Below are 13,321 nucleotides of genomic sequence, written 5' to 3'. Positions count from 1 at the left end.
CAAGCCGCCAAAGGACGCATAGACAGGCGAGTTTTGACGCCTGTCTTCGTCAAAATATGCCATAGATTCAAACCGTTGAGAAATCTATGCGGCAGCTTGGTCGCCGATGCGCGCCAAGGACTCATCGCGGCCCAGCGCAATCAGAACATCATAGATCCCAGGACTGGTCTTCGAGCCCGTCAACGCGGCCCGCAAGGGCTGGGCAACGGCACCGAGTTTGATGCCGGCGTTTTCCGCATAGGCTTTCGTGGCCGCTTCAAGCGCTTCAGCATCCCAATCGGTAAGACCCGAGTAAGTGCCATGAAGGGCTTTCAGATGGGCGCGGGCCTCGTCGGTCAGCAGAGCGGCAGCTTTTTCTTCCAAAACCAGAGGGCGCGCGGCGAACAGGAACGCAGCGCTGTCAATGAGTTCAACCAGGGTGCGGGCACGTTCGCGCAGGCCCGGTAGCGCCACGTCGAAACGGTCTTTGGCCTCGCCCTCAAGCGGATCGGGCAGTTTATCGCGATTGGGCAGGTAGGGCAGGCTTGTCGCCAAGGCCACCTTGAAGTCGGCTTCGTCCATTGAGCGCATATAGTGCGCGTTGAGGGCCGTCAGTTTCTGCACATCAAAGCGCGCGGCTGACTTGCCCATGCCGTCAAATCCGAACCATTCAATGGCTTGTTCGGTGGAGAAAATTTCATCGTCGCCATGTGCCCAACCGAGGCGCGCCAGATAGTTACGCATGGTTTCCGGCAGGAACCCATCGGCGCGGTAGGCTTCTGCCCCCACAGCGCCATGGCGTTTGGAAAGCTTCGCCCCATCGGGGCCGTGGATCAGGGGAATGTGGGCAAACACCGACCGGTCCCAGCCGAGCGCATCATAGATGACGCTCTGTCGGGCGGCATTGGTCAAATGATCATCGCCGCGAATGACGTGCGTGACGCCCATATCATGGTCGTCCACGACGACGGCGAGCATATAGGTCGGCGTGCCGTCGGACCGCAAGATGATGAAATCGTCGAGGTCTTTGTTCGGCGTTTTGACCGAACCCTGGACCTTATCGTCTACCACCGTCGCGCCATCCTGCGGCGCCTTGATCCGCACCGCAAAGGGCGCGCCGGCTGGTGCATCGCTGTCGGGCCTGTCGCGCCAGCGACCATCATAGCGGGGTGGTTTACCGGCGGCGCGCGCCTCTTCGCGCATCTGCGTCAGCTCGTTCGGTGTCGCGTAGCACTTATAGGCTTTGCCTTCGGCGAGCAGTTGGTTGGCCACCTCAGCATGCCGGTCGCCACGCTGCGACTGGAAAACCGTCTCGCCATCATGATCGAGACCAAGCCAAGCAAGGCTGTCCAAGATCGCGTCGATAGCCTCGCTGGTGGATCGCGCCTTGTCGGTGTCTTCGATGCGCAGCCGCATTACACCGCCAACCGACTTGGCATAGAGCCAGTTGAACAGGGCCGTGCGCGCGCCACCAATGTGCAAAAAGCCGGTGGGCGAGGGGGCAAAACGGGTGACGATCGGCGGGGTGGCGTGACCGGATTGGCTCATATCAGGCAGGGCTCGCTTGTGGCAGGATAGGATCGCCGCGCGGCGCGTAGGCTGCAAGGCGGCAGATGAGGGTGTTCAGGGAAATGGCGTGCTCGCACTTACCATGTTTGGCGCTGCACACAACCATTGGCCAGCACGCCCAGAACGTATGGCTCGCGCGCCATGGCTGAGGAAAACCACAAGACAGGCGCCAATCCAAAGGCGCTCTCATCCATTGCGCTGGAACGGCTTGTCGCCGTCGGTGGCGTCGGCCGATCGCGACCGTTCAGCGTCGTTGAAGACGATGTGGACAACGAAAAATCTTGGGTTTCCCGCGGGGTTCTTGCCCTTGGCCGCGCGGTGGATGCCTCGCTATCCATGGGCCATGGCCCTGCTTGGTTGGTGGTTGCATTCGGCGCGGGCTTGATCGGCTATTTCGCGCTACCGCACGAACCGGCGCTCTGGGCATTGTATCCTGCGGCGCTGGTGCTGGGAGTTTTGAGCTGGCGTAATCGCAATCAGGCATCAATTCATGGAGTTCTGCTGGCGTTCTCCTTGGTTCTTGGCGTGCTTCTCGGTGCGCAAACCGCGCGCATCGCCGATGCGCCGCAAATCTTGCGCGAGACGACGGACGAGGTCACGGGGCGGATTGTTCGCTTGGAACAACGCACGCCGACGCGCGCCAGGCTGACGCTCGATCAACTCGCGATCGAGGATATCGCGCCCGACGCCACGCCTGACCGCATCCGCATCACCGTCATCGCTGAACCCGGCACCCTAGCGCCCGGCGATCACATCGAGGTTCTCGCCCGGCTTGGATCACCGCCCGAACCGGTGATGCCTGGTGCGCGCAACATGCGCCGTGAGCTTTACTTTGATGGCATCGGCGCAACGGGGTTTAGCTATGGCCGACCAACGCGCATCAGTGCGCCGTCGGTGGACGATCTTGGCGTCGGTTCGGTCCACCAGGCCATTGAGCGGACGCGGTTAGGTGTTGCGCAGCGGATCACCGAGGTCCTGCCTGGCGACACCGGCGCCATCGCTGCGGCGCTCTTGGTTGGTATCCGTGATGGACTATCGGAAGAAAGCGCCGAGGAATTGCGTCGTGCTGGTCTAGCCCATTTGCTGGCGATCTCAGGCATGCACATGGCCATGATGACCCTGTCGGCCATCGCGCTCATCAATTTGCTGCTCGCGCTTCACCCGTCAGCATCAGCGGCAAGCTCCACGATGCGATGGGCAGCGCTCGGCGGGTTGATCATTGCATCGGGTTATCTGGCCTTGTCGGGCGCCAGCACGGCCACGCAGCGTGCCTTCGTCATGATCGTGCTTGTGCTGGTGGCCATGATGGCGAGCCGGCGAGCGTTGACGATACGCGGCGTGGCGTTCGCCGCCATCGTGGTGTTGGTCATCCACCCCGAGAGCATCCTCGGGCCGAGCTTTCAGATGTCTTTTGCCGCCACGCTCGCATTAATCGCCTTCTACGGCGCATGGACGACCTCGCGCAGCACCTGGGCGTGGCGCATGGCGTTGGAGACCAGTCGGGCAGGGGCACTCTTCCGACCTCTCTCGGTAATTGGCGGAATTGCGCTAACCTCGCTGGTCGCGGGGCTCGCCACAGCGCCGTTCGCCGCCTACCACTTCTCTTTCGGTGCACCGCTCGGATTGATTGGCAATGTGCTGGCGTTGCCGCTGGTCTCGCTCGTCATCATGCCGGCAGGCCTGTTGGCACTGTTTTTGACGCCCTTTGCGCTGGAATCCGCCCCGCTCGCGGCCATGGGGTTTGGGATCGACGCGGTCATGGCCGTTGCACGATGGGTCGCGAGCCTTGAGGCATCGCGCATTGGCGTGCCGGCGATCACGCCGCAAGCCTTGCTCCTGATGACCTTTGCCGGATGCGTGGCGGCGCTTTTTGTCGGCAGGGCGCGTTTGCTGGGCTGCGTGCCGCTCGCTCTGATTCCAGTGGTCGGTCTGTTTCAACCCGTGCCGTTGCTGATCGTGGAACGTCAGGCGCAGACGGTCGCCCTGGTTGATGATGCACAAGGCAGCGTAACCAGCATCGATCGGTCGATCAGGCGCGGCAGTCGCTTTTCGGTCGATATGTGGCATCAGCGGTTAGCGCTTGATCCGTCTCAGTCAAACGGGTCATCGCTCTGGACCTGTGATCCGCTCGGCTGCGTGGCAAGGCTCGACACAGGTGTCGTCGTCGCCCACATTCTCGACCCGGCCGCGCTGGACGAGGACTGTCGGCTAGCATCAGTCGTGATCACAGAGCTTGACGCGCCATCAGACTGTGAGGCAGCCGTCATCATCGATGCAAGCACATTGCGTGACCATGGCGCCGTGACTTTGGTCGCCGATGACGTTGAACCGTCTGGATTGCGCTTTTGGCCGACCTTTGAGCGCCGGACGCGCCCCTGGGAAGTGGTGGCGGACTAAGCCGGTTGCGACACCGCGAGCGGCCCAAACAGGCTTTCCGCTTCCCCCTTGAGGGCCAGGTCGAGATCTTCCATCGTCACGGGCAGTCCGAGATCGACCAAGCTCGTGACCCCATGCTCGGTCACCCCGCACGGCACGATGCCGGAGAAATGCTCCAGGTCCGGCTCAACATTGATGCTGATGCCGTGAAAGCTCACCCATTGGCGCACCCGTATGCCAATCGCCGCAATTTTGTCCTCAGCAACGGTCCCAGGAATGGGTGAGGGCTTTTCCGGCCTTCGCACCCAAACGCCAACGCGATCCTCACGCCGCTCGCCGCGAACATTAAAGCGATCAAGCGTCGCAATGATCCAAGCCTCAAGACCGGCAACGAATGCGCGCACATCCTTGCCGCGCCTGTTGAGGTCGAGCATCACATAGGCAACGCGTTGGCCGGGGCCGTGATAGGTGTACTGGCCGCCTCGACCGGTCCTGAAGACAGGGAACCGATCCGGCGCCACCAGATCGGCGGCGTCTGCACTGGTGCCAGCCGTGTAAAGTGGCGGGTGCTCGACCAGCCAGATCAGCTCATCTTTGCGACCATGGCGGATGTCTGCAACACGCTCCTCCATCGCCTCAACAGCAGAATCATAGTCCACCAAGCCGGGCTCAACGCGCCATTCAATGGGCTGGTCCGCCAAGAACAGCTGATCGCCATCAAGGGTTGCTTCGCGAAGAATGGGATGGATCTCCTGGATTTCCGGTGCGAGGGGCGCGGAAGGCCCGCCAACGCTAGGGCCTTAAACATGCGTTAACCATCCGGCCCCAATGGTGGGAACGCAATCGTTCCTCCTAATGAGTTTCCGTGCCCGATGCAAAATCCCATTGAAAGCATCTCCGTTGATATCGCCGTCGAGCTTGGCGCCGCCGTTATGCCGGTTCACCAGCTTCTGCGGATGGGCCGTGGCGCGGTCATTGAACTGGAAACGCTGCCCAACGAGCATGTAAAGGTTTTGGCCAACAATATGCAGATCGCCGAAGCCGAAGTCGTTGTCAGCGGCGACGCCATTGCCGTTGCGATCACGCAAATCGGCAAGTCTGAGCTTTAACGCCTGATTTCAAAGACCTTTTGGTTGGTAGGCGAAAAAAACATGTTTTCGCTGACACCAGCCCTTGAGACTGTAAGCGGCCTTTGGTATCAGCGCCGCTCTGGACGAAAATTTCAGAACATTTTGCGGTCGTGGCGGAATTGGTAGACGCGCAGCGTTGAGGTCGCTGTCCGGTAACACGGGTGGAAGTTCGAGTCTTCTCGACCGCACCAAATGAATAAGCCCCATGGTTTCCCATGGGGCTTTTTTGTTGAAATTTCAGGGCGTTATTCGCCGAGCGCAATGCCTTCGCGGCGTGGGTCGGCGCCACCGGACAGGCCATCGCCGATGGCGATAGCGTGCAGGCCAGACGTCAATGCGCGGACATTCACCTCATAGCCCATTTCTTCCAGCGGCCCTTGAAAGTCGACAGCGTTCGTACCTTCCTCAACGTCATAGGTGCCAAAGCGATTGACCAGATGCGGCATGTTGATGGCCGCCTGAACATCCATGCCCCAATCCAGATGGGCAATGATCGTTTGCGCGACGTAACCGATAATCCGGCTGCCACCCGGCGACCCGATGACGAGGATCGGCGCACCATCCTGCAATACGATGGTTGGGGACATGGATGAGCGCGGCCGTTTGCCAGGCTCGATCCGGTTGGCAATCGGCACACCGTCACGTTGGGTTCTGAAGGAGAAATCAGTCAGTTCATTGTTGAGCAGGAACCCGCCCGGCGCCATGACGCGCGATCCGAATCCGTTCTCGATCGTTGTTGTCATCGACAGTGCATTGCCGAAGGCATCGACAATCGAGATGTGACTGGTCGATGGAAACTCCAGCGATTCATCATCCGCCAGCAGCATTGCATGATCCCATTCGGGCATCCCGGCTGATACTTCCGGCAAAGCATCATCACCGGCCAGCAGTTCGGCCCGCATGGCCAGATAGCCTGGATCAACCAGCCCTTCGGTCGGCATCGGAACAAAGTCACTGTCGGCCATGTAGCGACCGCGATCGGCGAACGCCAAACGCGAGGCATCGCCAATGATCCGCCACGCGTCAGCACTCTCCGGTCCCATGCCTGCAAGATCGTAGGAGGCCGCCATGCCGAGGATCTGGCCCACTGTCAGCGCACCGGACGACGGTGGCCCCATGCCACAGACGTCGTGACCGCGATAATCAGCGCACACCGCCTCGCGCTCGATCACCTCATAGAGTTCCAGGTCGGTGAGACTGAGATGCCCGGGATTACCCTCAGCGCTGCGCACCGCCGCGACGATACCCTCCGCGATTGGGCCGGTGTAGAAAGCCGATGTGCCTTCGGCCGCGATGGCGCGGAGCGTATCGGCATAGGCCTGATTGGTCAGCGTTGATCCTTCGGCGAGCGGTGCGCCGCTGGGGAGAAAATAGTTCGCCGTCGCAGGAAAACGGCTGAGCCGTTCAGCATCGCCAGCTACCAGCGTTGCGAGGCGCGGCGAGACAGTGAAGCCCTCTTCGGCGTGATTGATGGCAGCGTCAAACAAGCTGCCCCAATTGGCGTTGCCCCATTGGCGATGGGCCGCCTCCATGAGGGCAGGGGTGCCTGGCGTGCCAACCGACAAACCGCCAACCACCGCATCGAAAAACCGTAACGGCTCACCAGTTTCGTCTTGAAACAGCGTTGGTGTGATCGAAAGTGGAGCCGTTTCGCGCCCATCAAGCGTTGTGACCTCGCCGGATTGCGCATCGTACCAAACCAGAAACGCGCCGCCACCAAGGCCCGAGGACTGCGGCTCGACCAGACCCAGAACCGCTTGGACGGCGACCATCGCATCGGCAGCTGTCCCACCTGCGCGCAGAACATCGGCGCCGGCCTCAACCGCCAGCGGATTGGCCGCTGCGACCATCCAATTGTCCGCCTCAACAGGCAGTCCGGCTTCTTTGGCCTCCATCGCGGCCATGGCCGCATCGCTGAGCTCTGAAAATGCGCTTTGCGACGCCATTTCCGGTGAAACATCATCGGCTGCTTGCTGGGCCAAGGCCGTGGACGTCATCAACGCCGCCACTGTTAGGGCAAAGGTGATCCGCATGCTGGTTCCTCCTCAAGGTGTTTTCTTATGAGGGTGGATCAGTGAGTCAAAACCGGCAAGCCAATTATCAGCGACATCGCGTTTCGACTGCCAAATGTGATCGACTGAAAGGTTGGATACCTGTTCCGTGCATGCACGTTCAAAATTGAAAAGACGGCTCACTATCGGTTATTCACGATATTCAGCGGATTTTCACCAATCTGCGCACTGGCGGTACCAGGAATACTTGTTCGATCCTTGACGACGGTTGCAACCTTCGGTGAAGTTGGGCCTTCGGTTGGCACCGGCATTGGCATGGATGTGATCAGGACCTCAGACTATCGCCAATGCATGTCTTGATGTGAGCAGAAGAGGGCGCTCTTTCGCCCCGGGGATCGACGATGGAAGTACGCGAAGTGTTCGCGCGAAATCTGCGCAATCTGTGTGAAACGCAGCCAAGCATTGCAAGCGTTTGCAGAGATGTCGACATTAACCGCCAACAGTTCGCACGTTACCTGAGCGGCAAGGGTTTGCCCAATGCGGGGAATCTTGAGAAAATATGCGAGTATTTCGGCATCGTCGAAGCCGAATTGTTCAGCTCCAATAGGTTGGTCGATGCGAACCAGGACCTCAAAAACAAACACCCCGTCAGCCATCAGCTCATGAGCATGCTGGACGACGAGGAACTCGCCCATATCGACCCCGGGCTTTATTTTGTCGATTTCACTGGCCCGCAACACGAGAACACTGTGGTGCGGTCTGTGCTCATCGTTAGGCGCCTTGGCAACATCATGGCATTTAGACGCATCACTGGGTTCGGGGAGCGTCGGAGCAGCTGGTGGTCCCAATATTATGGTGATCACCAGGGCGTCATCATAGAGCGTCGCGGGAATTTCTATTTTTTGGGCATTAACAGCACCGGGACCCGTGAACCATCGATGCTGGTGCTGCGCTACGCAGTAACCGATCGGTTTGTGCTGGTCGGTCATGCTTCCATCATCGGCCCAACCGGACCAACAACGATGGCAGCCGTGATCACCGCTGCACCGAAAGCGATGAATTTGCGCGGTGCGTTGCGCAATGCCCGCTCGCACGCGGTGGACGCACCGACCATACCGATGGACGTGATCGATTTGTTGGATATCGAGCGACACAATCTCGCCAAGAAACCGGCCCCCTTGATCCACGCCATTCCGCCGTGATCTCAAACGAAATCGATAAGCCATTGTGGCCCGCCCCGTTGAAAGGGGCGGGCCTTTTTCGTTGTCTCCACAGCCTCCGGAAGCGATACATTCGCACCCTTCGCACTTTGTGCGAAGGGCGTGTGCGCATCGTTCAATCTGCGCGCACCCTTCGCAATAGGTGCTGCTCGCGAACTTCGGTCCGAAATTTCATGGTCAAGGCGGTCGCAATGAGGCGGCGAAAAACACCTTTTTGGAGAATGACCATGACCCTTGATCTGACCGTAATCACTGTCTCTTCCATCGACGGCGTTGACACACCTGCAATGTCCTACGACAAGCGCTAAGGCGTTGGACTGCAGACTGGCAGCTTAACAAGCTGCCAGTCTTCGTCCTCATGCCAGTTAAGCCTATCAGGGGAATTGCATGCACTATCGGGCGGCGCACGCCTTAGTTTTTTATGCCGAAGGCGAGACTGGACTGATCGGTCTCAACTACCTCCAAAACAAGCGATTTGCCGGCAAGGCCGACATCATCACTTTGCTAAGCTCGATGGGCGACTGGAACACGGTCGATGCCCTCGCCAAAACTCTCGGAGTGACCGACCCGGCACTCCTTTCCCAAAATCTTGAAAACCTTGCCGATGCTGGCATCGTGATCCGCGAAGGATCGAGCGAAGCCGCACTCGAGGACGCGCATTTCTCCGCCTGGAAATGGGGGGCGCCGGCCGCCCTTTACCACCACATCGTCCAGGATCGACAGGTTATGTCGGTCGATGAGGCCCTGGAAAAACAGCGCGAGAAGATCGACACCACCGATCAGCCTGACGCCTATTTCGTGCCCGACACCGACGCAGACAAAATCGAGCTGCCGCGCGCATGGGCGGTCGACGGTGCCAAACTTGGCGCGACGATGGATGCCCGGCGCAGCGTTCGCGAGGTCACCGGCGCGCCGGTGTCGCTGGACGCTCTATCCGACTGCCTGCGCGCCGGCTTTGGCATCAATGGCTACACGCAAAATGAAGCCGGTGTAAGGTTGCCCTATGGGCTGACGCCATCGGGCGGCGCGCGCAATCCTTATGACGCCTTTGTCTACGTTGATGCGGTCGACGGCTTGGCGCCAGGCATCTATCGCTATGCGCCGCTTGCCCATGCCTTGGTGCCAGTCGGTGAAGCGGGCAGCAGCTTCTCAGAAATGCTTGGCGGGCAGGATTGGCCCGACCGCATGGCGTGCTTCATCCTAATGCGGGCCGATTTCGCCCGTAGCATGTGGAAATATGATGATGCGAACGCTTATCGCGTCATGCTCATCGAGGCCGGGCACATCGGTCAAAACATTATGCTGGCCGCCACAGCGCATGGCCTGACGGCGTGTCCTTCGGCGGCCCTCAACCACGCGCAGGTGGCGCACGATCTCGGTCATAGCGACGATCCGGTCAAAGCGGCGATTTATGCGCTCGGGTTAGGACATCCCAACGCTGAGGCGGCAGACGCACAGATCATCACCGATGCCGATCTGCCGTTTGCAATGACATAGGTGCTCAACCGGCCAGACTTTGGGCACGGGCGATCAAATCGACCCCCATCTGCGCCATCAAATCATTGTAATCTAGCAAGACCCAGTTCTCCATGATCTTGCCATCGGCGCAGCGATAAAAGTCCATCACGCGCAGCGTCAAAGCACGGCCATCGGCCTTCACACCGAGATAGTCACCCTGAAACGTCATGGTCATCGAGGGCCAGCCGGAGATCGCGGCATAATTGCCGTCACCGATCCGGCAGTAATGGTTGCCGCCCTCGCGGTCTGGAAAGGCGCGTAAGAAACCTTCCCGGTGGTCCTTCACAAACCCTGACCATAGATAGTTCGATCCGATACCTGCCGGTCCGAACCACAGCATGTCCTCGTGCCAGTAGCCCGACGCACCCGTCTGGTTGCTCGATGAAAACGTGTTGGGGTCGAAGTGATGGAGGTCCGCCAGCATGCCTTCCACCACATCAAGCGACGCCTTCCCCTGACTGGCGCCGCCTGTGGGCAGCACGCCGTCATGGGTCGCCGGGCCAGGAAACAGGGTCTCCAACCCATAAGACAGGCCAAAGGGATCGATGCCGCACTGGCGGATCATGTCCGGGATGTCAAGAATGATCCGCGCCTTGGTGATCAGGCCATCATCGATCCGATAGAACTCGCCGGCGCGCAGAAACATGAGGTGATGCGATGGCTCGATCCCGAGAAACGGCGCATCGAAATTGCCAAGATAGTGCGTCACCGAAGCCACCCATTGCCCACCTTCTTCTCGGCGATTGTCGCCGCCAATGAAAATCTCATCGCGCCGTTGCACGCGGGTGAGGGCATTGCGCAAGGGCCGCAAGAACCCGTCGAGAACAGCATCCGGCCCGACAAGGCGGTTGATCGGATGCGAAAGTTCCCAATTGCAGTCAGGCGCCAGGTGCTCATGAACGAGATCGGTGAGCACTGATTCCGGTGCGCGTACCAGCATGTTTAGAAACGTGTGCGCATTTGCTCGAAAATCAGTCATATGTCGTCCGAAAACCGTGAAGTGCCAAAATGGTTTGCAAAGGTATGCAAATTGGCTCTTGCCACGGTTTGTTTTGTGTTGAAAGCTCGCCGACGCACGGATTGAAAAACAATAACACCGTGTGGGAGTGGCTATGGCTGAGATTCAATTGCGCAATGTGTGCAAGCGTTGGGGCTCATTTATCGGCGTCGATGATTTCGATCTGACCATTGCCGACCGAGAATTTCTGGTCCTTCTTGGCCCTTCAGGCTGCGGCAAGACCACAACCATGCGCATGATCGCAGGGCTGGAAGAAGCTACAAGCGGCGATATCAACATTGCCGGCCGGCGGGTGAACGATCTCGATCCCAAGGATCGCGATATTGCCATGGTGTTCCAGAGCTACGCGCTCTACCCGAACATGAATGTCTACGAGAACATTCGCTTTCCGCTTAAGGTTCGCAAGGTGCCGCAAGCTGAGCACGATGCGCGCGTGCGTCGCGCGTCGGCGATGGTGGAGTTGGATGAGTTTCTGCACCGCAAGCCATCCGAACTGTCCGGCGGGCAACGCCAACGGGTCGCGCTTGCCCGGGCCATTGTGCGTGAGCCGAATGTCTTCCTGATGGATGAGCCGCTGTCGAATCTCGACGCAAAGCTGCGCGTGTCGACCCGCGCGCAGATAAAGAACCTGTCCCATGAACTGGCCGTCACGACGATTTACGTGACGCATGACCAGATCGAAGCGATGACGCTCGCCGACCGCGTGGTGGTCATGAAACAGGGTGTGGTCCAGCAAGTTGGAACGCCCACCGAGATCTACGACAAGCCGGCCAATACCTTTGTGGCCGGCTTTATCGGTTCGCCTGCAATGAATCTCATGGAAGGCAGGCTGGAGGGCGGCACTTTCAAGGGCGACAATGTCGAAGTGTCGGGACTTCAAGGGCCCAATGGTCCTGCAGTGCTCGGCTTCCGTGCCGAAGATGCGCAGATCACCAATGCCGGTGAGATCAATGCGCCGGCCTATTCGGTCGAGCTTCTCGGCGATGCCACCATGATTACCGTGAAGGCGGGTGGCGCCCTCATCGCCGTGAAGGCGCATAAAGACTACCGCACCAAGATCGGAGCGCCGGCTGCTATCGCGGTGCCGCCCACCATTTGTCACCTATTTGATGCCGAGAGCGGTCTGCGGATCGCCGATTAGTTGAGTCCAAGATTTGGGCCGTTTCGGCCTTCGAGATAATCGCCGAGCCAGAGGCCGGCCAAAACCAAGGGAGAGACAATCTCATGAAAAAACTTCTTCTCGCCAGTGCCGTATCGATCGGTGCGATCATGGCGTCCGGCTCGGTGGCGTATGCCGACTGCGCTATCGACAATGATGTGGAACTGTCGTCGCTGACCGCAGGATTTGAGGCCTGGAAGTCGGTCACCGACGCGATGGCTGAATGCGGAAATTTCACCGCTGAGCTTGATCAGGAATTCCGCACCAAGCAGCCGGCGGCCTTCGCCGCTGACCCCGCCCTTTATCAGATCGGTGGCGTGTCGAACGGGACGGTCACGCCGCTGCTAAACGAAGGCACAATCCGCCCGCTTGATGATCTGGTGGCTGCGTATGGCCAAGATCTGTCACCCAACCAGCTGATCCGTGTCGATGGCCAGATCATGGCCGTGGCGATGATGGTGAACACCCAGCATCTGATGTACCGCCAGGACATCTTCGATGATCTTGGCTTGGATGTTCCAACGACTTGGGACGAGGTCATTATCGCTGCTGAAGCGATCCAGGAAGCTGGCGTGGTGGAGTATCCGCTTGGCGGAACGATGAAAGCCGGGTGGAATATCGCTCAGGATTTCAACAACATGTTCCTCGGGTTTGGCGGGAATTTCGTCAATGATGACGGCACACCGAACGTCAATTCCGACGCTGGCGTGAACGCCCTGGAGATGATGGCGCGCCTGACGGAGTTCATGGACCCGGAGTACCTGGTCTCCGACAGCACCTATGTGCAGCAGCAGTTCCAGCAGGGCACCATCGCGATGGCCAATCTCTGGGCCTCGCGCGCTGCGGCCATGGACAATCCTGATGAGAGCCAGGTTGTGGGCCTGGTCAGCACGGCTGCTGCACCGCGCGCCATGCCCAACGGTGCGCCTGCCACCACCTTGTGGTGGGACGGCATCGTAATCGCCTCCAACATCACCGACGACGAAGCCGAAGCCGCCTTCCAGGTCGCGCTGGAAGGCATCGACACCGACATGGTGATGGAAAACAACGAGGATGCCATCTGGCTGATCCCGGGCTATGAGCCGAACCGTTTGGCCGAAGGTGCCATCGCCACGGCAACGTCCGACCCTGCGCCGCAATCCTATCCGTCATCGACAGAAATGGGGCTGATGCACACTGCGCTTGGCAACCAGCTGCCAGCCTTCTTCACCGGCGAACTGTCGGCCGAAGAAACGCTCGAAGCAGTGGAAACCGAATATCTCACGGCCGCTGAAGAAGCCGGGATTCTCTAAACCGAAAAACGCCGGGACCGGCCCACGGGTCGGTCCCGGTCCGCAGCA

The 13,321-nt window shown here is 59.5% G+C and carries 10 protein-coding genes and 1 tRNA gene; 7 read left to right on the top strand and 4 right to left on the bottom strand.

Annotation, left to right across the window (positions count from 1 at the left end):
* Positions 1 to 84: 84 nt before the first annotated feature.
* Entirely contained in the window at positions 85 to 1,527 is a 1,443-nt protein-coding gene (locus JJ917_04910) for a glutamate--tRNA ligase (GenBank protein ID MBO6698154.1), read from the bottom strand.
* Positions 1,528 to 1,689: 162 nt separating this feature from the next.
* Between JJ917_04910 and JJ917_04905 the strand changes: the two genes are divergently transcribed.
* On the top strand, positions 1,690 to 3,945 hold the full coding sequence (locus JJ917_04905) for a ComEC family competence protein (GenBank protein ID MBO6698153.1): 2,256 nt from the start codon (positions 1,690 to 1,692) through the stop codon (positions 3,943 to 3,945).
* Here the strand turns inward: JJ917_04905 and lipB are convergent.
* Positions 3,942 to 4,682: a lipoyl(octanoyl) transferase LipB gene (gene lipB, locus JJ917_04900; protein ID MBO6698152.1), complete on the bottom strand. Its 741-nt coding sequence runs from the start codon at positions 4,680 to 4,682 to the stop codon at positions 3,942 to 3,944. The genes JJ917_04905 and lipB overlap by 4 nt on opposite strands.
* A 114-nt stretch (positions 4,683 to 4,796) precedes the next feature.
* Here lipB and JJ917_04895 point away from each other — a divergent pair, with 114 nt between their 5' ends.
* Together JJ917_04895 and JJ917_04890 are read left to right on the top strand one after the other, a co-directional pair.
* Positions 4,797 to 5,033 (top strand): FliM/FliN family flagellar motor switch protein, encoded by a 237-nt coding sequence (locus JJ917_04895; GenBank protein ID MBO6698151.1) that lies wholly within the window; start codon positions 4,797 to 4,799, stop codon positions 5,031 to 5,033.
* Positions 5,034 to 5,158: 125 nt separating this feature from the next.
* Positions 5,159 to 5,245: transfer RNA gene (locus JJ917_04890), tRNA-Leu, on the top strand.
* Between the two features lie 54 nt (positions 5,246 to 5,299).
* Here JJ917_04890 and ggt read toward each other — a convergent pair.
* Positions 5,300 to 7,087: a gamma-glutamyltransferase gene (gene ggt / locus JJ917_04885; GenBank protein ID MBO6698150.1), complete on the bottom strand. Its 1,788-nt coding sequence runs from the start codon at positions 7,085 to 7,087 to the stop codon at positions 5,300 to 5,302.
* A gap of 380 nt (positions 7,088 to 7,467) precedes the next feature.
* Here ggt and JJ917_04880 point away from each other — a divergent pair, with 380 nt between their 5' ends.
* Both JJ917_04880 and JJ917_04875 read left to right on the top strand, forming a co-directional pair.
* A complete protein-coding gene (locus JJ917_04880; protein ID MBO6698149.1) occupies positions 7,468 to 8,268 on the top strand; it encodes a helix-turn-helix transcriptional regulator in 801 nt (266 codons plus the stop codon).
* Positions 8,269 to 8,673: 405 nt separating this feature from the next.
* Positions 8,674 to 9,783 carry a SagB/ThcOx family dehydrogenase gene (locus JJ917_04875; protein ID MBO6698148.1) on the top strand — a complete coding sequence of 370 codons (1,110 nt, stop codon included), beginning with the start codon at positions 8,674 to 8,676 and terminating at the stop codon, positions 9,781 to 9,783.
* 4 nt (positions 9,784 to 9,787) lie between these two features.
* On the opposite strand, the gene JJ917_04870 is transcribed toward JJ917_04875, so the two are convergent.
* On the bottom strand, positions 9,788 to 10,783 hold the full coding sequence (locus tag JJ917_04870; GenBank protein ID MBO6698147.1) for an ester cyclase: 996 nt from the start codon (positions 10,781 to 10,783) through the stop codon (positions 9,788 to 9,790).
* Between the two features lie 133 nt (positions 10,784 to 10,916).
* Here JJ917_04870 and JJ917_04865 point away from each other — a divergent pair, with 133 nt between their 5' ends.
* Both JJ917_04865 and JJ917_04860 read left to right on the top strand, forming a co-directional pair.
* Positions 10,917 to 11,963 (top strand): ABC transporter ATP-binding protein, encoded by a 1,047-nt coding sequence (locus JJ917_04865; protein ID MBO6698146.1) that lies wholly within the window; start codon positions 10,917 to 10,919, stop codon positions 11,961 to 11,963.
* An 83-nt stretch (positions 11,964 to 12,046) separates the two neighbouring features.
* Positions 12,047 to 13,273 (top strand): extracellular solute-binding protein, encoded by a 1,227-nt coding sequence (locus tag JJ917_04860; GenBank protein MBO6698145.1) that lies wholly within the window; start codon positions 12,047 to 12,049, stop codon positions 13,271 to 13,273.
* The last annotated feature ends 48 nt before the right edge of the window (positions 13,274 to 13,321 follow it).

It is taken from the genome of Hyphomicrobiales bacterium (assembly GCA_017642935.1).
Lineage (GTDB): Bacteria > Pseudomonadota > Alphaproteobacteria > Rhizobiales > MH13 > MH13.
The sequence above is the reverse complement of the archived record's forward strand: the minus strand, read 5'-3'. Positions and strand labels throughout refer to the sequence as shown.